The following is an 18863-nucleotide window of genomic DNA, read 5'->3' on the forward strand; positions in this document are numbered from 1 at the left end:
ATCTACAGCTTTGGCGCCATGCCGACGGCTCTGGTTCCCTTGGAGCCGGAGCCTTCGGGCAGGAACACGCCACCGCACCATGACGCAGGGGGCACCGGGGACTGTGACCGCCCATCTGAAGATGACCGTTCTATCGGCCACCGTTGCCGCCGCCGCCGCCGCGGCCGGGGCCTCCTACGCCTACGTCGATCTTTCGCTCCACCGGATGGGCGCCTCGGCCACCGCAATCGGGCTGAACGCCGCCATGCCGGCCTTGGCATGGCTGCTGACGACGCCGTTGATGCCGACACTTTTGCGCCGCTTCGACCCGGGAGCGGTGTTGAGAGCCTTGCTGGTGGTCGCCATGCTCTCCCCGCTCGGCTTCGTGCTGTCGGCCGACCAGGATGTGTGGATGGCGCTGCGCTTCCTGTTCGGCGGCAGCCTGGGCATGGTGTTCCGCCTGACCGAGTACTGGATCAGCGCCGCCTCGCCGGACGACCGGCGGGGGTTCAACGTCGGTCTTTACGCCAGCGCGTTCTGCGCCGGGGCCGCCGTGGGAGCGGCTCTCGTCCCGCTCACGGGAACCGAGGGCTGGCCGACGATCCTGCTGATCCAGGCGCTGGTCGGCGTCGCGCTGGTCATGCTGACCGTTGCGAAGGCCGCGCCGCCGCGGATCACCGGGGCGCCCCGGATTTCGCTGGCCAAGCTGAGCGCTTCCGTCGCCGTGATGACGGCGCTGATCTTCGGGCTGTTCGAATCGGTCCCCTACACGCTGATGCCGGTCTACGCGGTGACGGCCGGCCTGTCGGAGGACTGGGCGGCGGGGACGGTCAGCGCCTTCCTGATCGGCGCGCTGCTGTTCCCGATCCCGGTCGGTGCGCTCGCCGATCGCGTCGGCAAGCCCGGGGTGCTGGCCGCCTGCGGGGTCGCCGGGCTGGCGGTCCCCCTGATCCTGCCGGCCACGCTGGACGTGCCGCAAGCGCTGATGGCCGCCATGCTCGTCTGGGGTGGCGCGGCCGGCAGCCTGTACACCGTGGCGCTGGCCATGCTGGCCGACCGCTTCCGGGGCGTCGACCTCGCCACCGCCAACGTCGCCTTCGGCACGTTGTACGCCTTCGGTGCGCTGGTCGGGCCGCTTCTGCACGGCATGGCCATGGACTGGCACCCTCCGCAAGGGCTGATGGAAAGCAGCTTTCTGCTGTTCCTCGTTTACCTGAGCACGATGCTCTGGAGTTTCCGCCGCATGGGAAGCCGGCCATGACCCCCGCTCACGACATGCCCGGCCGTGTGCTGGGGGAGGCTGCCGAGGACTTCCAGCAGGCGGCCGACGTGGACGATCTGTGGGCGCGGCTGCACCGCCATCTGGCGGGCTTCGGCGTCACCGCCCTGGTGTACGGCGCCGAAGCGTTCGCCGACACCGGGCGCACGCACGACATCATGCTGACCAGCTTCGGCGGCGCCTACATGGACGCCAAGATGTCCGGCGGGCTGTACTGGTGCGACGAGTTCGTGCGGGCGGCCAGGGTGGAAACCGCCCCCCTGCTGTGGAGCGACACCTCCCGCTTGGACGGGATCAGCCCGGCGGGCAAACGCTCGCTCGACATCGATTGGGCCTTCGGTATGACCACGGGCGTCACGCTTCCCATGCGCTTCAACAACGGGTTGGGAGTCAGCGCGCTTGGCCTGTGCGCGGCGCACCTGTCCTGGGCCGGGTTCGACCGAATCTGGTGGGAGAACAGCCGGGCGATTTCCGGCATCGTCCACGCCTTCGACGTCCGCCTGCGCGAAGGGTGTGTGCGCGACGCCCTCCCGCTGGCCCCCCGCGAGCGCGAGTGCTTGCTGTGGTTGGCCGTCGGCCTGCGCCCGCAGCAGATCGCCCACCGGCTCGGCACGCATGTGAAGACGGTGGAGAAGCAGATCGAATCCGCCCGACGCAAACTCAACGCGGCCACCACCATCCAGGCGGTTTCCACCGCGCTGGCCTACGGCCTGATCACGCTGTGACGCGCGCCGCCGGTTCGGCAACCGGCAGGGCTAATCCATAGGGGCCTTTGCCGCGGCGGCGTTATCGGTTGGATGATGGCTTACCCAATCGAACGAATCCCCGGAGCCCGTCCGCCATGCCGACACCGCCGCACGGAACGCCCGACCGCGGGCTGAAGCCGTTCATCCTCGCCATTCATCGCGAAGCGCTGGACACCGCCGCGACCAAGGGGCTGACCGGCACGCTGGCGCAGGTCGCCGCGCTCCAGGACACCGCCAGCCTCGCCTCGGCCAGGGCCGGGCGCCCCGTCACGGAGGAGGAGGTGATGCGCCTGCTTCTGCGGGAGCGCCGCGCCCGCAACATCCATGAGGCGGCGGGGACGGCTCCGGTGACTCCGATCCGGAAGCCGGCGGCCGCACCCTCCCGATTCCATCTGGGGCGCTGGCGGAGCGTGGCGATGGGAATGGCCCGCTCGGCGTCCGCCGGGCCGGCTGGAAAGGCCCGCTTGTAGGAAACGGGCGGCGCTCCGTACGCCGGTACCGAGTGAGTACGCCCATTGCCCTGTTGAGTGAGGCGCGGGGCGCACTGAGGCTGTCGCTTCCCCGCTGTTCGGCACGAAACACACAATGGGAGGTCTCATGTCCGTTCGCCTGGATCGCCGCCAATTGCTGCTCTCCGCCGGAGCCGCCGCGCTGGTGCTGGCCGTGGCGCCGCGCTTCGTCCTGGCCCAAACAACAGGGGGCCAAACTCCGGCTGGCCAAACTCCGGGCGGCAAGGGATTCACGCTGCCGCCGCTGCCCTACGCGCCCGCCGCGCTGGAGCCGCACATCGACGCGACGACCATGAGCGTGCATCACGACAAGCACCATCAGGCTTACGTCGACAACCTCAACAAGGCGCTCGCCAACCACGGCAACCTTCAGGCGATGCCGCTGGCCGACCTGCTGAAGCGTGTGCCGGAACTGCCGGAAAGCATCCGCACCGCGGTGCGCAACAACGGCGGCGGTCACGCGAACCACAGCATGTTCTGGAGCATCATGGGACCGAACGCCGGCGGCGCCCCGGACGGTGAGGTGGGGGCTGCCATCACGCGCGACTTCGGCGGCTTCGACGATTTCAAGGCGCGGTTCAACACGGCGGGCGCCGGGCAGTTCGGCAGCGGTTGGGTCTTCGTCACCGCCGACCCGTCGTCGGGCAAGCTTGCCATCGCCGCCCGCCCGAACCAGGATTCGCCGGCCATGGAGGGCGTGCCCGTGCTGATGGGCAACGATGTATGGGAGCACGCCTATTACCTGAAGTACCAGAACCGCCGCGCCGACTATCTGGCGGCTTGGTGGAACGTCGTCGACTGGGGCGCGGTGAACCGCCGCTACGCGGCGATCCGCAAGGGCGAGCTGGTGATCTGACCGGTCCGCTGACCTGAAACGGAAAAGGGCGGCGGGTCATCCCCGCCGCCCTTCCTGCGAACCATCCGGTCCGAGGCGCCGGTCAGGCGCCCTGGTGCAGGCGGATGTTGAACAGCGGGCCCTGGCTCTGGCGGCGCAGCGCCTTGGCGACGGCCAGCACGGCGAGGTCGGCCAGCGGCTCGACGATGATGACGGTCATGTAGGCGGCGCCGAAGGAGGCGACTTCCGTCATGGTCTCGGCGGTGAAGCCGTGGCCGTAGAAGGCCCAGAAGGCCACCCAGGCGACGATGCCGCCCTGGTAGGCGGTGGAAAGGGCCAGCGCCTGCGAGTACTTCAGGTCGACATAGGGGGTGGCGTCGGGAACGATCCGCTTCGCCAGCAGGCTGATGCCCCACAGCGGGACCAGCAGCGTGGTGACGTTCATGCCGTACTGCGGCAGGTCGAACGGCGCGAAGAACAGGCCCTGGATCAGCAGGCCGGCGGCGAGGCCGATGGAGGCCGCACCGGCGCCGAACAGCAGGAGCAGCGTCGAACCGAGGATCAGGTGAACCTCCGACACGCCCACGGGGTGGTGCGGGAACACCTCGAAGAAGCTGAAGACCAGCGCGGTGGCGATCAGGCTGCGCAGCACCAGCGGCGCGACCCCGCCGTTGTTGCGGACGTCGTCGCGCGCCAGCTTGCCGGCCATCGCGAAGCCGCCGGCGGCCGTCGCGTAGCTGAGAGCGATCTTGGCGCCGTCCACGACGCCGGGTTCGATGTGCATGCTCTATGCCCTTTCCGAGTCTGCCATGCGTTGGGAGGGGCGTCGTTGCTGGCAGGCACCGGCATCGCAACCCCCTTGGTCCCCTTGGATGGGCGCACCGGAGGGACGGCTTGCGGAAGACGGGCGGCCGTCGGACCGGACATCGGCAAGCGACCACCGGGGCACCCCGCCCGAGGACGTACGTTCGGTTACGGCAGGTCTCCTGGCTTGCGGGTCAAGGCGGCATCGTCCGGCCTTCCCGGCGCCCGTTCCCGCAGGCGGCGCCAGTGACACGGAAAGGACGAGGCCGCTCACCGCTCACAGTTGCGGGGGCAGCGCCGGATTGACCGTTTCTCCCCCTGCGGGGCGGCGCACCGGCTTCCCTCTTAGCCCCGCGACCGGAGGGCGCGGGGAACCATAACCGGCGCCAGGGTAGGGGCGGGGTCCCCCGCCGTCAAGAGGGGGATGGCGACCCATCGGGGGAGTCGCACGGCTTCCTTGACACCGCTCCCACGGAACCGACAAGGTCCGGCGGACTGCGCGAGGCCGGATCAACGGGCGAAGGACGGGGTTGCGGGCATGCTACCGGTTCATTTCCTGACCATCGTGCTGAACGGCGATCCCTTCATTCGTTACCACTTGGAGGTGTTCCGCCAACTGCCCTTCCCCTGGCATTGGCACGTCGTGGAAGGGGTGGCGGAGCAGGTCCGCGACTCCTCCTGGTGCGCGCAGCGGGGTGGGCGCGTTCCGCAGGATCTTCACCGCGACGGCCGCAGCAGCGACGGGACGTCGCAGTATCTCGACCGCATCGCCGCGGAGGAGCCCGGGCGCGTGTCGGTCTACCGCAAGCCGCCCGGCATGTTCTGGCAAGGCAAGGTGGAAATGGTGACCGCGCCGCTGGCCGCCATGACGGAGGACTGCCTGCTCTGGCAGATCGATGCGGACGAGCTGTGGACGGCGGAGCAGATCACCCGGGCGCGCCGGATGTTCCTCGATTCGCCGTCGCGCACGGCGGCTCTCTACCTCTGCCACTTCTTCGTCGGCCCGTCCCTGGTCCTCGACCGGCTGGACCAGTACGGCAATTACCGCGCCTACGAATGGTTACGCACCTGGCGGTACCGGCCGGGGGATTTCTGGCACTCGCACGTTCCGCCCCGGCTGATGCGCCCGCAGCCCGACGGGTCGGACCTCGAACTCGGCGCGGCCAACCCCTTCCTGCACGAGGAGACGGCGGCGGGCGGGCTGGTTTTCCAGCATTTCGCCTACGCGACGCGGGAGCAGGTCGCGTTCAAGGAAATCTATTACGGCTACGACGGCGCGGTCGGTCGGTGGGACGCCCTGCAGGCGGCGGGCCGAGCGGTCGGCAACGGCACCCTCCCGCTGCGCGATTTCTTCCCCTGGGTGACCGACGCGGCGACCGTCTCGCGGGCTGAGCATGCCATGGTGGAGCCGCTGGCGCGCCCGGATGCCGAGGGAACCTGGGGCTTCGTGCCGCCGGCGCGGGGCGCCTCGACCGCCCCGGCGGTGGCGCTGCTGCGGAACTCCGGACCCGCCGTTCGCCGCCGCACGCTCGTCCCCGGTGAACCGCCGCCCTTCCCGACCGACCTGATCCGCAGCGTCGGCGTGTTCCTGCCGGACGGGGTGGGGGGCGTGCTGGGGGCGTCCGGCGTCCTGCGGGAGCTGCGGCGGGCCTTGCCGCTGGCCCGGATCACCGTTTTCGCGACGCCGGACGCGGAGGCGGCGTTTGCCCTCTGCCCCTACGTCAACCAGCGCGTCACCCTCCCACCGCTGAAGGGGCGAGCGCCCGACGACGCGCTGGTGACCGCCGTGCGCCAGGAGATCGGCCAGCAGTTCAGCGGCGCCTTCGACCTCACGATCAATCCCCACCGGGGCGAGGATGCCAGCTTCGCCAACCGCCTGATGCAGGATACAGGGGCGCCGCTCCGCCTTGGTTGCAGGGTCGGTCGGCCGGTGCGCGGCTATTACGCCGACGCCTTCCTGACCCACGTCGCGGCGACTCCCGCCGGGCTGCTGGGGGCGCTGACCACCGGGGAGCCGGACCCCGCCACGGAGGTCTGGACCTCCCCCGCCGGCGAGCGCGCCGCCGCCGCGCTTCTGGCCGAGGGCGTTCCGGCGCGCTGGCGTTGCGCGGTCGGCCTCTCCGCGTCCGTCGGCACCGGCAGCCTGTCGGAGCTGTGCCGCCGGCTTGCCGTGCGGGGCGACACCGCCCTGATCCTGGTCGGCGATGAGGCCGCCCGGGGGGCCGCGGCGCGCATCGCCGGGGAAACCGGAAGCGCCTGCCTGAACGCGGTGGGGCGGCTGGGTTTCGACGGGCTGTGCGCCCTGCTGCGGCGCTGCGACCTGTTCGTCGGAACCGGCGCGCCGGCGGAGGACATCGCCGTGGCGGCCCGGCTTCCCATGGTCGGAACCGGGCCGGAGCACGGCGATCCGACCGCCGAGGCGATGGAGAGCGCCATCGCGGCCTGGCTTGCCGACCGCGCTTGGTGACGGGCGTCCCCACCCGCCCTGTGGGATCCGCGAGGGGAAGCGTGGAAAAACGGAGGGGCAGGCGCGCAAGGCGCTTGTGTTGGCGCGTTTGCGCCGCAATGATCCGCCCCCACCGAATCCCGGACGGCCGCAAGCGGCGCGCCGCAGCGGGGCAAAACCATGGATTGAATCCGGCGGCCCGGTAAGCACACGATGCGCAGAGCAGTCATGAAACCCCGTGCGGATTGGCGTCCGGGGCTCCGCAAATACCCCTACGGCGTCCGTGCCATGAGCGCCGGCGCCTTCTGGCGCGAGGATGTGCGGTACGAGTTCTCCGCCCATCAGATCGACCTGATCGAAAGCGTCGCCGACGAGTTGCACACCATGCTGCGCGAGGCGCTGCGCGCGACGGTGGATGGGCGGGCGCTGGCCCGGCTGGGGGTCCGTGGCGGCGTGGGGCGGCTGCTGGAGGCCTCCTGGAACGACTATTGGGCCGCGGGGCGGCTGAACGAACGGGCCGGCGCGCTGATCGGGCGGCTGACGCTGGCCTATGACGGGCGCGATTCGGTCAAGCTGCTGGCCTGCAACTACGACACGCCGGAGGGGCTGTTCGCCGCCTCAATCATCCAGCGCAACTGGCGCGAGGCCCTGATGGGCGACGCCAACCAGTTCAACGGCCTGCACGAGGGGCTGGTGGAGCGCTGGGAGGAGCTGGCGGCGGGCATGCCGGGCCGCGGCCTCGTCCATCTCGCTTGCGCCACCCCCGACCCGATGCGCGAGAGCGAGCTGGTCTATCTGGCCGCCACCGCGGCGGAGGCCGGGATCGCCACGCATCTGCTGCCGCTGCAGAGCCTGGGCTGGGACGGCCAGCGCTTCGTCGACGACGAGGGGCGGGCGGCCTCCTGGCTGGCCAAGATCTACCCCTGGCAGGGGCTGGCCGACGACGCCTTCCTGCAGAAGCTGCGGATGGGCGGCATGAGCATGCTGTCGCCGCTGTGGTGCTGGCCGATGTCGAACCACGGGCTGCTGGCGACGCTGTGGTCGCTCTACCCGCGCCACCCGAACCTGTGCCGCGCCGCGCTCGACCCCGAGGAGCTGGCCGGCTGCGATGCGGTGACCGAGCGCAGCCTGTTCGGGCTCGACGACGCGGCCCAGCGCATGACGGCGCACGGACGCACCATTTCGGACACCGGCAGCGCCGAGTATCCGGGAGGGCGGGTCTGGCTGGAAACCCCGCCGATCTTCGAGGAGGAGGGCGTCCACGCGCTCCTGCACTGCTGGATCATCGGGGACAAGTGCCTGGGCATGTCGGTTCGTGAATCGGCGGACCCGCGGGTCGGCTCCGACGCGGCGATGGTGCCGCACATCTTCCGCGGCTGATGCCCGTTCACGGGGTGGAAGGAGCCCGCCCTGTTCCAACGAGGCGCAGGGCGGGCGCTTCGGCAGCGATCAACCGGCAGTCCTCAGCGGCCGCGGCCCGGCGCAAAGGGATTGGGCAACGGCGAGCCGAACGCCGCCCGGCGGGCGTCCCGCCACGCGACGTCGTTGCCGACGCCGCTGTGGTTGGCCGAAACCGACACCACCTGACTCTGGTGGCGCAGCCAGCCGCGCAGCTTTTCTTCGAACCGTTGGGCGTCCTGGGCGTCCGCAACCTCCAGTTCCATCGACATCTGCAGCTCGGTCTTCATGGCGTTCCTCCTCTGGACCGTTCCGTTGGACAAACAGCCGGGCGGGCCACTGGTGCCGAAAAAACAGAAAAGGGCGGGGAACTTTCCCCGCCCTGCGCTGCAACGCCGTGAACGCGATGGCCGTCGATGCGATTGGCGGCGCCGCCGCTCACTTCCCTTCGGGCTTTGCCGGGCGGGCCGGCTTGGCGATGCTGGCGATCTGCTTCTGCAGGTCGTCGATCTGCTTCTGAAGCTCTTCATAGGTGTGGCTGGCCGCCGCGGCCGCGCCGTTGGGCGGAACGGCGGACGGGCCGGGGGCCGCCGGGCGGGGCGGGGCGGCGGGCTGCTCGCCGGGCTGCCCGTCCTCGGCGCCGCCGAAGGGCGAGAACATGCGCATGGCCCGTTCGAACATCGCCATGTTCTGCTTGCCGACCTCTTCCAGCCGGCCGAAGGGGAACATCCCGCCCAGCGTGTTCTGGAAATAGTCGCGCATCTGCTCCTGGTTGCGCGAGAAGGACTGCATCGAATATTCGAGGTAGCGCGGCACCATCCACTGCATGTTGTCGCCGTAGAAGCCGATGAGCTGGCGCAGGAAGCTGATCGGCAGCAGGTTCTGGCCCTTGCTCTCCTCCTCCACGATGATCTGCGTCAGCACCGAGCGGGTAATGTCCTCCCCGGTCTTCGCGTCATAGACCACAAAGTCGAGCCCGTCCTTGACCATCTGACAGAGATGGTCGAGCGTCACGTAGCTGCTGGTCGCCGTGTTGTAGAGCCGCCGGTTGGCGTACTTCTTGATCGTGATCGTCGCGGACTTCTGGTCTTCCTTGTCGGCCATCGCTGTTTCTTTCAAGAAGGGTCGTGCGGCGAGAATGTTCCAGATATAAGGACTACTCGAAGGAATGCACCCTGTCCAGTGCTGTGCCGCAGCGCTGCGACCCCAGATGGGCGCCGCCCCGATAATTCGGGATTTGCGGCATTTTCGATCGGTCCTTCGCGGCTCTGGTCAAGGGCACCGCCTCCCTCATATACTCCCGGCCATGGCCGAATCGTCCGAATCCGACACCCCGTCCCTGGAAACGCTCGCGCAACGGTACCTCGACCTGTGGCAGGAACAATGGGCGGCCTGCGCCGCCGATCCCGAGATGGCCGATGCCGCCGCCCGCCTGTTCCAGATGATGGCGCAGGGTGCTGCGGCGATGGCGCCCTTCGTCCTGGGGCCCGGCGGTTTCGCCTACACCAGCCCGCCGGGCACCGGCTGGAATCCGATGCCGGCCTCATCCCAGCCGGCCCCATCTCACCCGTCCTGCGAGGGAGAGCCGCGTGACCGGGGACAACGCCACGATCCCCCCGCACCCCACCGCACGGCTGGGGCCGCGGCCCCTGGCGCTGCATCTGGCGACGGTGGCGGCGACACTGCTCAGTTCCTCCGCCGCATTGCCGCACTTGAGGAACGGCTCGCTGCCGTGGAAGCCGCATCTGCGGGAGCGGGCGGAGGACCTGCGCCGGCGGATCGCCGCAACCGACGCGGACGCGTTCGCCCAGGCGGTTGACCGGGAGGTCCGCCGCCAACTCAACCTCGCCTTGACGGGGATCGAGCGCTACCGCCACCACCCCTACCGGCGCGACCTTCCCGACCCGCCCGTGCTGTGGACGGAAGGGGCCTCCCGCCTGCTCGACTACGGTGCCCTCGGCCCGGCGACCGGCGCGCCGGTGCTGTTCGTGCCGTCGCTGGTCAACCGCCATTACATCCTCGACCTGTCGGCGCGCAAAAGCCTGATGCGCTGGCTGGCCGCGCAGGGGCTGCGCCCCTTCCTGATCGACTGGGGCACGCCCGGCCCGCTGGAGCGGCGCTACAGCCTGACCGACTACATCGCCGGGCGGCTGGAGCGCGCGCTCGCCGCGGTGGTGGAGGTGGTGAGCCGGCCGGTTCCGGTGGTCGGCTACTGCATGGGCGGGCTGCTCGCCACCGCGCTGGCGCAGCGCCGCCCCAAGGAGGTTGCGGCGCTCGGCCTGCTCGCCACGCCCTGGGACTTCCACGCCGAGGACGCGGGCATGGCCCGCCGCGCCGCGAGCTTTTTCCAGCCCTTCGGCCCGCTGCTCGACGCCTGGGGGGAACTGCCGGTGGACGTTCTCCAGGGGCTGTTCGCCCAACTCGACCCGCTGCTGGCGCTGAAGAAGTTCTCGCAGTTCGCCCGCATGGAGCCGGACAGCCGCGCCGCGCTCGCCTTCGTGTCGCTGGAGGACTGGCTGAACGACGGGGTGCCGCTGGTCGCCGGGGTGGCGCGCGACACGCTGGCCGGCTGGTACGGGCGCAACGACACGGCGCGCGGCGAGTGGCTGGTCGCCGGCCAGCCGGTGGAGCCGGCGCGGTTGCGCATGCCGGTCCTGGCGCTGATCCCGGAGCGCGACCGCATCGTTCCGCCGTCCTCCGCGGTGGCCTTGGCAAGATCAATCGACAGCGCGCAAATGATCAGGCCGCCGCTCGGTCATATTGGCATGGTGGTCAGCGCCGGTGCCGAAACAGGCGTTTGGCGGCCCCTGGCCGAATGGCTTAGTGCGGCAGGATAACCGCAGCCAGTCAGGTGTCTTGCATTGTGGGAAATCCGCGCATAAGGTTTTTCCCACTCCGTGCGGCCCACTGACACGATAATAAAACTGACAAAATCTGAGGAGCGTCAACATGACCGAGGTTGTGATCGCCAGCGCAGCGCGTACTCCCATCGGAAGCTTCAACGGGGCGCTCAGCAGCGTGCCGGCCCATTACCTGGGTGAGATCGCCATCCGCGAAGCGCTCAGCCGCGCCAAGACCGACGCCGCGGAGGTGACCGAGGTCATCCTGGGCCAGATCCTGACCGCCGGTCAGGGCCAGAACCCGGCCCGCCAGGCCGCCGTCAATGCCGGCATCCCGGCCTCCGCCACCGCCTTCGGCATCAACCAGCTCTGCGGCTCGGGCCTGCGCTCGGTGGCGCTCGGCTATCAGGCGATCCGCAACGGCGACGCCGAGGTCATGGTCGTCGGCGGCCAGGAGAGCATGAGCCAGGCCCCGCACGTCATGCATCTGCGCAACGGCGTGAAGATGGGCGCCGCCGAGATGCTCGACACCATGCTGAAGGACGGCCTGATGGACGCCTTCAAGGGCTACCACATGGGCACGACGGCCGAGAACGTCGCCCAGAAGTGGCAGCTGACCCGCGAGGAGCAGGACGTCTTCGCCGCCGCCTCGCAGCAGAAGGCCGAGGCCGCCCAGAAGTCGGGCCGCTTCAAGGACGAGATCATCCCGGTCACCATCAAGGGCCGCAAGGGCGACATCATCGTCGCCGACGACGAGTATCCGAAGCACGGCACCACCGCGGAATCGCTGGCCAAGCTGCGCCCGGCCTTCTCCAAGGAGGGCACGGTGACCGCGGGCAACGCGTCGGGCATCAACGACGGCGCCGCCGCGCTGGTCCTGATGACCGCCGAGAACGCCGCCCGCCGCGGCCTGACCCCGCTGGCCCGCATCGTCTCCTGGGCGACCGCCGGCGTCGATCCGGCGATCATGGGCACCGGCCCGATCCCGGCCTCCCGCCTCGCGCTGGAGAAGGCCGGCTGGAAGCATGAGGACCTGGACCTGATCGAGGCGAACGAGGCCTTCGCCGCGCAGGCCCTGGCCGTCAACAAGGACCTTGGCTGGGACACCTCCAAGGTCAACGTCAACGGCGGCGCCATCGCGCTCGGCCACCCGGTCGGCGCGTCCGGCGCCCGCGTCCTGACCACCCTGCTCTATGAGATGCAGAAGCGCGACGCCAAGAAGGGCCTCGCCACCTTGTGCATCGGCGGTGGCATGGGCATCGCCCTCACCGTCGAGCGGGGCTGATGAAAAGCGGGCCGTTCCCTCCGGGGTGCGGCCCGTTTCGTATGTGTGCCTACAGAAACCGATAAAGAATCCAACACCAAGCTTTGGGGGAGGAGCCAATGGCTCGAGTTGCAGTCGTCACGGGCGGAACGCGCGGTATCGGCGAAGCCATCTCCGTCGCGTTGAAGGACGCCGGCTATGTCGTCGCCGCCAACTACGCCGGCAACGATGAGAAGGCGAAGGAATTCTCCGCCCGCACGGGCATCGCGGTCTACAAGTTCGATGTGTCGGACTTCGACGCCGTGAAGGATGGCATCGCGAAGATCACCGCCGAACTCGGGCCGGTGGACGTGGTGGTGAACAACGCGGGCATCACCCGCGACGGCGTGATCCACCGCATGACCCCGCAGCAGTGGAACGACGTCATCGCGACGAACCTCACCTCCTGCTTCAACCTCTGCCGCAACGTCATCGACGGCATGCGCGAGCGAGGCTTCGGCCGCATCGTCAACATCGGCTCGGTGAACGGCCAGGCCGGCCAGTACGGTCAGGTGAACTACGCCGCCGCCAAGTCGGGCATCCACGGCTTCACCAAGGCGCTGGCCCAGGAGGGTGCGGCCAAGGGCGTCACCGTCAACGCCATCGCGCCGGGCTACATCGACACCGACATGGTGCGCGCGGTGCCGCCCAACGTGCTGGAGAAGATCGTCGCCCGCATCCCGGTCGGCCGTCTCGGCAAGGCCGAGGAGATCGCCCGCGGCGTGCTGTTCCTGGTCGGCGACGACGCCGGCTTCATCACCGGCTCGACCCTGTCGATCAACGGCGGCCAGCACATGTACTGACCGTCCGGTGCATTGACTCCCAGGCCCTCGGGCCTGTTTGAAGCGACACGACGCCTTCACCCCTCTCCCGCACCCGCGGGGGAGGGGTTTTTCTTGGGGCGGTCAAGAAGACGGATCGCCGAGGGCATGGCGCGCGGCGTGGAAGGCCGAAAAAGCGAAACCCCCGCGCGGGGGGCGGGGGTTTCAGCGGTTGTGCCAGGACATCCGCAATGGTTGAGCCGTCTCAACGGCAATGTTCAGAAATGTGTGGCCGAACAGGTCGGCTTCCTCAAGTAAGCGCAGGTGGACTCATGATGATCACACCCTCCTGGCTACGGGAACATTTGCTGTGATGAGAAGCTGGCTTTTGGGCCAACTTGATGCGGTGTCCACCGCGTCTTCACCTCAACCAGTGTTGCTCTGAGAGGTAGCCTGCTCTTCCTTGCGGGGGTTGTCAATAGCCGAACTGCGGTCCCGTTACCGCTTGATGACGGGTTTGTGACGTCACTTGAACTGGAAGCCGACCGGGCGCTTGTCGTCCAGCGAGACCACCGCGCAGCCGCCCAGCGCCGGGCCGACCGACAACTCGCCGTAGGCGGTGACCGCCCCCTCTTCCTTCAGGCGTCCCACGAAGCCGCTGCCATCGCTGCGGGCGACCCAGGCGAAGGGAATCCAGGTCTGGCGCACCGGCTGGCCGCCGGCGCGGACCACCGCGGTGAAGGCCTCGGCGGTCGGCGTGCCCGGCGGGAAGACGGCCAGCACCGTGCCGCCGTCCTCCTCGTTGAGCGCCGCCTGTTTCAGCGCCACCCCCGTCACCACCGCCCAGACAACCAGCGCCAGCGCGCCGAGCGCCAGCGCGAAGCCGTGGCCGAAGCCGGGAGAAGAGGCGGGCGCCGGGTTCGTCATGGTCTTCAGGCCTTGGCTTCCGCCGCCAGGGCGGGGGCGGGCTTCTCGGCGATCGGCCAGTTCACCACCGCGGCGGCAAAGGCCAGCGCCACGCTGGCCCACCACACCACGTCGTAGGAGCCGACGCGCTCGTACAGCACGCCGCCCAGCCACACGCCGAGGAAGCCGCCCACCTGATGGCTGAGGAAGGCGAAGCCGTAGAGCATGCCGAGATAGCGCGTGCCGAACATCAGAACGACGAGGCCGGAGGTCGGCGGCACCGTGGACAGCCAGAGCAGGCCCATCGCCGCGGCGTAGAGGATCACCGAAACCGGGGTGACCGGCAGCAGGATGAAGAGCGCCGTGCACAGGCCGCGCAGCGTGTAGTTGGCGCAGAGCAGCAGGCGCTTGCTCATCTTGCCGCCCAGCACGCCCGACATGTAGGAGCCGACGACGTTGAACAGCCCGATCAGCGCCATTGCCCAGGAGGCGAGGCCGGGGCTGATCCCGGCGGCGGTCAGGTAGGGCGGCAGGTGCGTGGTGATGAAGGCGAGCTGGAAGCCGCAGACAAAGAAGCCGGTGACCAGCAGGACGTAGCTGCGGTGCTTGAAGGCCTGCCGGATCGTCGCGGCGAAGCCGATGTCGGCGCCGGTGACGGCCTGCGCGCTCTTCGACCCGCCCGCCCCGGCGAAGGAGGAGGCGAGCACCGGAATCATCAGCATCGAGGCGCCGAACAGGATCAGCGCCGTCTGCCAGCCATAGGCGGCGATGAAGGCCTGACCGGTGGGGGCGAACAGGAACTGGCCCATCGAGCCGGCGGCGGTGGCGACACCCATCGACCAGCTCCGCTTCTCCGGCGGGACGATGCGGCTGAAGCCGGCGATGACGATGCCGAAGGACGCCCCGGCCAAGCCCAGACCGATCAGCAGGCCGGAGCTGAGATGCAGCATCAGCGGCGTGTCGGCGTAGGGCATCAGCGCCAGCCCCAGCGCGTAGAGAACGCCGCTGATCCCCAGCACCAGCGCCGGGCCGTAGCGGTCGCAGAGCGCGCCGGCGAAGGGGGTGCCGATGCCCCAGACCAGATTCTGGATGGCGATCGACAGGGCGAAGACGTCGCGGCCCCAGCCGTGTGTCTCCGAAAGCGGTGCGGTGAACAGGCCCATGCTGGACCGCGGGCCGAACGCCAGCATGGCGATCAGGCAGCCGCAGGCGACGACGAATCCCGGCGTCCGCCAGGAGCGGGGCGACGGCGCCCCGCCCGCCCGGTTGCTGGTGTCCAAGTTATCCTCCCTCGGCGCGGGCTGTGGCCGGTGCGGCAACGCTGGCCCGCGTCTCATCAGGGTCACACGATAAGCGTGCGCCGGGCGTGCATCAAATTCACAATGGGAAAGAAGGTTATTCGGCCGCGGAATGGCAGGGCAGGGGCAAAGGCGCCTCTTCCGCCGGGGGCAGCAAGTCCAGCAAACTGTCCTCCAGCACGTCGAAGACGGGACCGATGCGCCCGGTGAAGCGGCCGCGCAGCAGCCACACCGCGACGGTCAGCGCAAAGTCCGGACACTCCAGCGGCCGCACCTGGGCGGCGTGCAGGGTCGAGGCGATCAGCCGCAGCGGGGCCAGCCCGAATCCGACACCGCGGGCGACCAGCGACAGCAGCAGCGACTGGTCGAACCCCTCCACCGTGACGTTCAGCGCCGGGCCGTGCTGGGCCATCGCCCGGCCCATGGCGGTCCGGTACTGGCAGCCGTCGGGCTGGAGCACCCAACCCACGGCGTTCATCGCCGGCAGCGTCCAATCCCGCTGCCCGGCCAGCTCGGCCGACGCGACGACCCGCACGGGCTCACGCGAGATGCAGACGGCGTCCAGGTCGTCGGGCGGCGTCTGGGCGTCGTGGGTCAGCACCAGCGCGCCGTCCAGCGTGCCGTTGCGCACCTGCTCGACCAGCGGCGTGCTCCAGTCCGAATGCAGGCGGACGGTCAGGCCGGGGAAGGCGGCCCGGAGCCGGTCCAGCGGATGGTGCGCGGCGATGGCGGTCAGCACATGGGCCACCCCCAGCCGCAGCAGCCCCTGGGGCTGGGCGGCCCCGGCGAAGGCGTCCGACAGCTCGTCCGTCGCCTTCAGCACCCGGTGCGCGTGGGCCAGCGCCATCTCGCCGTCGCGGGTCAGGACCAGCGGCTTGGTCTGGCGGTCGAACAGCGACACGCCAAGCTCCGCCTCCAGCCGCTGGATCAGGCGCGAGACGGCGGACTGGGTCAGCCCCAGCCGGTGCGCGGCCTCCTGCACCGACTGGGCTTCGGCCACGGCGACGAAGGTGCGGATTTCGTTGAGCTTCATGGCGGCGTCCGGGGCGGCGGTTCGTTCGGCCTCTTGGCCACTGGTATCCGACTGTCCCCCTGGGTTAGCGTCGGGTCAAGCGCAACGAGGAGCAACCATGTCCAGCACACCCCCCGCCGACCGTTCCGGCCGCGAATACCCCGACCGTCCCTGGGTGGGGGTGGGCGCCGTGGTGTGGCGCGGCGACCGGGTCCTGCTGATCCGCCGGGGCCGCCCGCCGCGGATGGGGCAGTGGAGCCTGCCCGGCGGCGCCCAGTCGGTGGGCGAGACGGTGTTCGAAACGGCGGTGCGCGAGGTGCTGGAGGAAACCGGCCTGCACGTCGTGCCGACGGAGGTGGTCACGGTGGTGGACGCCATGACGCTCGACGACGCCGGGGCCGTCCAGTACCACTACACCATCGTCGAGGTGGCGGCGGAGAGCCCGGAGGGCGAGGCGGTCTGCGCCGACGACGCCCTGGAGGCGCGCTGGGCCACCATCGACGAGGCCGCGGAACTGACCGAGTGGGACGAGACGGAGCGGGTCATCCGCCTGTCGGCGTCGCGGCGAGCCGGCGGATGAAGTCGGGGACCTGCGCCGTGTCCAGGGGCTTGGCCAGCAGATAGCCCTGAATGCGGTCGCAGCGGTAGGCGCGCAGGTAGAGAAGCTCGTCGTTGGTCTCCACCCCCTCGGCGATCGCCTGCATCCCCAGCGCGTGGGCGAGGTCGATGATGGCGCGCACGATGGCGGCGGCGTCGCGGTCCTGCACCATCGCCTGGGTGAAGTGCTTGTCGATCTTCAGCGCCTCGACCGGCACGCGGCGCAGCAGGGACAGCGAGGAATAGCCCGTCCCGAAATCGTCCAGCACCAGCCGCACCCCGGCGCCGCGCAACTGCGTCAGCACCTCGCGCGAGGACTCGCTGTGCTCGAACAGGGCGGTTTCGGTGAGTTCCAGCTTCAGGTTGGCGGCGGGCAGGCCGGTTTCGGCGAGGATGCCCAGAACGGTGCGGGCGAAGCCGGGGTCTTCCAATTGCCGCGCCGACAGGTTCACCGCCACCGGCACGTCGGCGACGCCGTCCTGCATCCAGCCTGCGGCGGTCTCGCAGGCGCGGCGCACCGTCCATTCGCCCAGGATGTTGATGGCGTCGCTGGTTTCCGCCATCGGGATGAAGACGTCGGGGGGGATCACCGTGCCGTCGTCGAGCCGCCAGCGCGACAGCGCCTCGAACCCGGTCAGCCGCCCGCTTTGGGTGTCGGCCTGCGGCTGGAAGGCCAAGCGCAACTCGCCGTGTCGGATGGCGTCGCGCACGCGGTCGGAGAAGGTGCCGGCACCCGGCGCGATGGTCGCGTTCTGGTTCACCGCCATATCCCCTCCGGTCCAGCCCTCGGTTGTCGCCCATTCCAGTGGGCTTAACAGCCGAAGCGAGGCTTGTTAACCATATCTCAGGGGTATTTAAGCGGTTTTTCTAGATTTACGAAAGAGTTAACGGATTTCTCGACGGTGATAAGATTGGGAGGCGTTAACCCTTCTCCCCCGGAGAGGAGAAGGGTTTCGCGGCTGCCCAATCAAACGTTGAAGCGGAAATGGAAGATGTCGCCATCGTTGACGACGTACTCCTTGCCTTCCTGCCGCATCTTGCCGTTGTCCTTGGCGCCCTGCTCGCCGCCCAGCGTGACGTAGCTGTCGAAGTCGATGGTCTCGGCCCGGATGAAGCCGCGCTCGAAATCGGTGTGGATGACGCCCGCCGCTTCCGGGGCCTTGGCGCCGCGGCGCACGGTCCAGGCGCGGGCTTCCTTCGGGCCGACGGTGAAGAAGGTGATGAGGTCGAGAAGCTGGAAGCCGGCGCGGATCAGCTTGTTGAGACCGGTCTCCTCCAGGCCGAGGGATTCCAGGAACTCCTGCTTCTCGGCGGCGTCGGAGAGCTGGGCGACCTCCGCCTCGATGGCGGCGGAGATGACGACCATGCCGGCGTTCTCGGCCTTGGCCTTCTCGGCAACCTTGGCGGTCAGGCTGTTGCCGGTGGCAGCAGACGCCTCCTCGACGTTGCAGACGTAGAGGACCGGCTTGGCGGTCAGCAGCATGAACTGCTTGAAGACCGGCTTCTCCTCCTCGCTGACCTCGACGACGCGGGCCGGCTTGCCGTCCTGGAGGACCTTCAGCGCGCGCTCCATCAGATCGGCCTTGATCTTGGAGTCCTTGTCGCCGCCCTTGGCCTTCTTCTGGAGGCTGGTGAGCTGGCGCTCCAGGCTCTCCATGTCGGCGAGCATCAGCTCCGTCTCGACCACCTCGGCGTCGCGCAGGGGATCGACGTTGCCTTCCACATGGGTGACGTCGTCGTCCTCGAAGCAGCGCAGGACGTGGACGATGGCGTCCACCTCGCGGATGTTGGCGAGGAACTGGTTGCCCAGCCCTTCACCCTTCGAGGCGCCGCGGATCAGGCCGGCGATGTCGACGAATTCGAGCTGGGTCGGGATGATCTTCTGCGACTTGGCGATGGCCGCCAGCTTGTCCAGCCGCGGGTCGGGCACGCCGACGCGGCCGACGTTCGGCTCCTTGGTGCAGAAGGGGAAGTTCGCCGCCTCGGCCGCCTGGGTGGCGGTCAGCGCGTTGAACAGGGTCGACTTGCCGACGTTCGGCAGGCCGACGATGCCGCAATTGAAGCCCATGGGGGTGCTCGCCGTCGGAAATCTCGGGAATTGGGGCGCTTTATCCTACGTGGAGCCGCAAAGCGCAAACGGGAAGTGGGGG

18 protein-coding genes and 1 riboswitch are annotated in these 18863 nt (G+C 69.4%); of the genes, 10 read left to right on the top strand and 8 right to left on the bottom strand.

Features of this window, described 5'->3' with window-relative positions; genetic code table 11:
- Positions 1-103: 103 nt before the first annotated feature.
- The 4 genes from ABAZ39_RS30210 (at position 104) to ABAZ39_RS30225 (ending at position 3369) form a co-directional block, all read left to right on the top strand.
- Positions 104-1240, top strand: coding sequence for an MFS transporter (locus ABAZ39_RS30210; protein ID WP_160174883.1), 1137 nt, complete (start codon positions 104-106; stop codon positions 1238-1240).
- Positions 1237-1983 carry a helix-turn-helix transcriptional regulator gene (locus ABAZ39_RS35220; RefSeq protein ID WP_081863444.1) on the top strand — a complete coding sequence of 249 codons (747 nt, stop codon included), beginning with the start codon at positions 1237-1239 and terminating at the stop codon, positions 1981-1983. Before ABAZ39_RS30210 ends, ABAZ39_RS35220 begins: the two co-directional genes overlap by 4 nt.
- A gap of 116 nt (positions 1984-2099) precedes the next feature.
- Positions 2100-2474, top strand: a complete 375-nt coding sequence (locus ABAZ39_RS33575; protein WP_051658752.1) for a hypothetical protein — start codon at positions 2100-2102, stop codon at positions 2472-2474.
- 127 nt (positions 2475-2601) lie between these two features.
- On the top strand, positions 2602-3369 hold the full coding sequence (locus tag ABAZ39_RS30225) for a superoxide dismutase (RefSeq protein WP_040137992.1): 768 nt from the start codon (positions 2602-2604) through the stop codon (positions 3367-3369).
- An 82-nt stretch (positions 3370-3451) separates the two neighbouring features.
- Here the strand turns inward: ABAZ39_RS30225 and ABAZ39_RS30230 are convergent, their stop codons facing one another.
- Positions 3452-4132 carry an energy-coupling factor ABC transporter permease gene (locus tag ABAZ39_RS30230; protein ID WP_040137994.1) on the bottom strand — a complete coding sequence of 227 codons (681 nt, stop codon included), beginning with the start codon at positions 4130-4132 and terminating at the stop codon, positions 3452-3454.
- 175 nt (positions 4133-4307) lie between these two features.
- Positions 4308-4546: riboswitch (cobalamin riboswitch) on the bottom strand.
- 144 nt (positions 4547-4690) lie between these two features.
- On the opposite strand from ABAZ39_RS30230, the gene ABAZ39_RS36375 reads away from it, so the two are divergent.
- Together ABAZ39_RS36375 and ABAZ39_RS30240 are read left to right on the top strand one after the other, a co-directional pair.
- Complete coding sequence (locus tag ABAZ39_RS36375; protein ID WP_040137995.1) at positions 4691-6619, top strand: glycosyltransferase family protein; 1929 nt, start codon at positions 4691-4693, stop codon at positions 6617-6619.
- A 207-nt stretch (positions 6620-6826) separates the two neighbouring features.
- The gene (locus ABAZ39_RS30240; protein WP_081863446.1) at positions 6827-7978 is read left to right on the top strand and encodes a glutathionylspermidine synthase family protein; all 1152 of its coding nucleotides are present in this window, start codon (positions 6827-6829) and stop codon (positions 7976-7978) included.
- A gap of 83 nt (positions 7979-8061) precedes the next feature.
- On the opposite strand, the gene ABAZ39_RS30245 is transcribed toward ABAZ39_RS30240, so the two are convergent.
- Both ABAZ39_RS30245 and phaR read right to left on the bottom strand, forming a co-directional pair.
- Positions 8062-8286: a hypothetical protein gene (locus ABAZ39_RS30245; RefSeq protein ID WP_040137997.1), complete on the bottom strand. Its 225-nt coding sequence runs from the start codon at positions 8284-8286 to the stop codon at positions 8062-8064.
- Positions 8287-8434: 148 nt separating this feature from the next.
- On the bottom strand, positions 8435-9100 hold the full coding sequence (gene phaR / locus ABAZ39_RS30250; RefSeq protein WP_040137999.1) for a polyhydroxyalkanoate synthesis repressor PhaR: 666 nt from the start codon (positions 9098-9100) through the stop codon (positions 8435-8437).
- A gap of 485 nt (positions 9101-9585) precedes the next feature.
- Between phaR and ABAZ39_RS30255 the strand changes: the two genes are divergently transcribed.
- The 3 genes from ABAZ39_RS30255 to phbB all read left to right on the top strand — a co-directional run bounded on the left by ABAZ39_RS30255 (position 9586) and on the right by phbB (position 12942).
- A complete protein-coding gene (locus tag ABAZ39_RS30255) occupies positions 9586-10833 on the top strand; it encodes an alpha/beta fold hydrolase (protein ID WP_040138001.1) in 1248 nt (415 codons plus the stop codon).
- A gap of 112 nt (positions 10834-10945) precedes the next feature.
- Positions 10946-12121 (top strand): acetyl-CoA C-acetyltransferase, encoded by a 1176-nt coding sequence (locus ABAZ39_RS30260; RefSeq protein ID WP_040138003.1) that lies wholly within the window; start codon positions 10946-10948, stop codon positions 12119-12121.
- Positions 12122-12219: 98 nt separating this feature from the next.
- The gene (gene phbB / locus ABAZ39_RS30265) at positions 12220-12942 is read left to right on the top strand and encodes an acetoacetyl-CoA reductase (protein WP_040138004.1); all 723 of its coding nucleotides are present in this window, start codon (positions 12220-12222) and stop codon (positions 12940-12942) included.
- Positions 12943-13425: 483 nt separating this feature from the next.
- Here the strand turns inward: phbB and ABAZ39_RS30270 are convergent, their stop codons facing one another.
- The 3 genes from ABAZ39_RS30270 to ABAZ39_RS30280 form a co-directional block, all read right to left on the bottom strand.
- Complete coding sequence (locus tag ABAZ39_RS30270) at positions 13426-13827, bottom strand: hypothetical protein (protein WP_040138006.1); 402 nt, start codon at positions 13825-13827, stop codon at positions 13426-13428.
- Positions 13828-13832: 5 nt separating this feature from the next.
- The gene (locus tag ABAZ39_RS30275; RefSeq protein WP_040138008.1) at positions 13833-15086 is read right to left on the bottom strand and encodes an MFS transporter; all 1254 of its coding nucleotides are present in this window, start codon (positions 15084-15086) and stop codon (positions 13833-13835) included.
- 115 nt (positions 15087-15201) lie between these two features.
- Complete coding sequence (locus ABAZ39_RS30280; protein WP_040138010.1) at positions 15202-16137, bottom strand: LysR family transcriptional regulator; 936 nt, start codon at positions 16135-16137, stop codon at positions 15202-15204.
- A 97-nt stretch (positions 16138-16234) separates the two neighbouring features.
- Between ABAZ39_RS30280 and ABAZ39_RS30285 the strand changes: the two genes are divergently transcribed.
- Positions 16235-16696 (top strand): NUDIX hydrolase, encoded by a 462-nt coding sequence (locus ABAZ39_RS30285; protein WP_040138012.1) that lies wholly within the window; start codon positions 16235-16237, stop codon positions 16694-16696.
- On the opposite strand, the gene ABAZ39_RS30290 is transcribed toward ABAZ39_RS30285, so the two are convergent.
- Entirely contained in the window at positions 16659-17480 is an 822-nt protein-coding gene (locus ABAZ39_RS30290; RefSeq protein ID WP_040138014.1) for a putative bifunctional diguanylate cyclase/phosphodiesterase, read from the bottom strand. The genes ABAZ39_RS30285 and ABAZ39_RS30290 overlap by 38 nt on opposite strands.
- A 200-nt stretch (positions 17481-17680) precedes the next feature.
- Positions 17681-18781, bottom strand: coding sequence for a redox-regulated ATPase YchF (ychF, locus tag ABAZ39_RS30295; RefSeq protein ID WP_014199815.1), 1101 nt, complete (start codon positions 18779-18781; stop codon positions 17681-17683).
- Positions 18782-18863: the final 82 nt, after the last annotated feature.

The sequence above is a fragment of the Azospirillum argentinense genome, from assembly GCF_000632475.1.
Classification (GTDB): Bacteria; Pseudomonadota; Alphaproteobacteria; order Azospirillales; family Azospirillaceae; genus Azospirillum; species Azospirillum baldaniorum.

What these genes read in the sequence shown, in the direction of transcription:
- phaR (WP_040137999.1), bottom strand. Translation starts at nt 9,100, where the DNA reads ATGGCCGACAAGGAAGACCAGAAGTCCGCGACGATCACGATCAAGAAG.
- ABAZ39_RS30270 (WP_040138006.1), bottom strand. Translation starts at nt 13,827, where the DNA reads ATGACGAACCCGGCGCCCGCCTCTTCTCCCGGCTTCGGCCACGGCTTC.
- ABAZ39_RS30260 (WP_040138003.1), top strand. Translation starts at nt 10,946, where the DNA reads ATGACCGAGGTTGTGATCGCCAGCGCAGCGCGTACTCCCATCGGAAGC.
- ABAZ39_RS36375 (WP_040137995.1), top strand. Translation starts at nt 4,691, where the DNA reads ATGCTACCGGTTCATTTCCTGACCATCGTGCTGAACGGCGATCCCTTC.
- ABAZ39_RS30245 (WP_040137997.1), bottom strand. Translation starts at nt 8,286, where the DNA reads ATGAAGACCGAGCTGCAGATGTCGATGGAACTGGAGGTTGCGGACGCC.
- ychF (WP_014199815.1), bottom strand. Translation starts at nt 18,781, where the DNA reads ATGGGCTTCAATTGCGGCATCGTCGGCCTGCCGAACGTCGGCAAGTCG.
- ABAZ39_RS33575 (WP_051658752.1), top strand. Translation starts at nt 2,100, where the DNA reads ATGCCGACACCGCCGCACGGAACGCCCGACCGCGGGCTGAAGCCGTTC.
- ABAZ39_RS30225 (WP_040137992.1), top strand. Translation starts at nt 2,602, where the DNA reads ATGTCCGTTCGCCTGGATCGCCGCCAATTGCTGCTCTCCGCCGGAGCC.
- ABAZ39_RS30230 (WP_040137994.1), bottom strand. Translation starts at nt 4,132, where the DNA reads ATGCACATCGAACCCGGCGTCGTGGACGGCGCCAAGATCGCTCTCAGC.
- ABAZ39_RS30240 (WP_081863446.1), top strand. Translation starts at nt 6,827, where the DNA reads ATGAAACCCCGTGCGGATTGGCGTCCGGGGCTCCGCAAATACCCCTAC.
- ABAZ39_RS30285 (WP_040138012.1), top strand. Translation starts at nt 16,235, where the DNA reads ATGTCCAGCACACCCCCCGCCGACCGTTCCGGCCGCGAATACCCCGAC.
- ABAZ39_RS30280 (WP_040138010.1), bottom strand. Translation starts at nt 16,137, where the DNA reads ATGAAGCTCAACGAAATCCGCACCTTCGTCGCCGTGGCCGAAGCCCAG.
- ABAZ39_RS35220 (WP_081863444.1), top strand. Translation starts at nt 1,237, where the DNA reads ATGACCCCCGCTCACGACATGCCCGGCCGTGTGCTGGGGGAGGCTGCC.
- ABAZ39_RS30290 (WP_040138014.1), bottom strand. Translation starts at nt 17,480, where the DNA reads ATGGCGGTGAACCAGAACGCGACCATCGCGCCGGGTGCCGGCACCTTC.
- phbB (WP_040138004.1), top strand. Translation starts at nt 12,220, where the DNA reads ATGGCTCGAGTTGCAGTCGTCACGGGCGGAACGCGCGGTATCGGCGAA.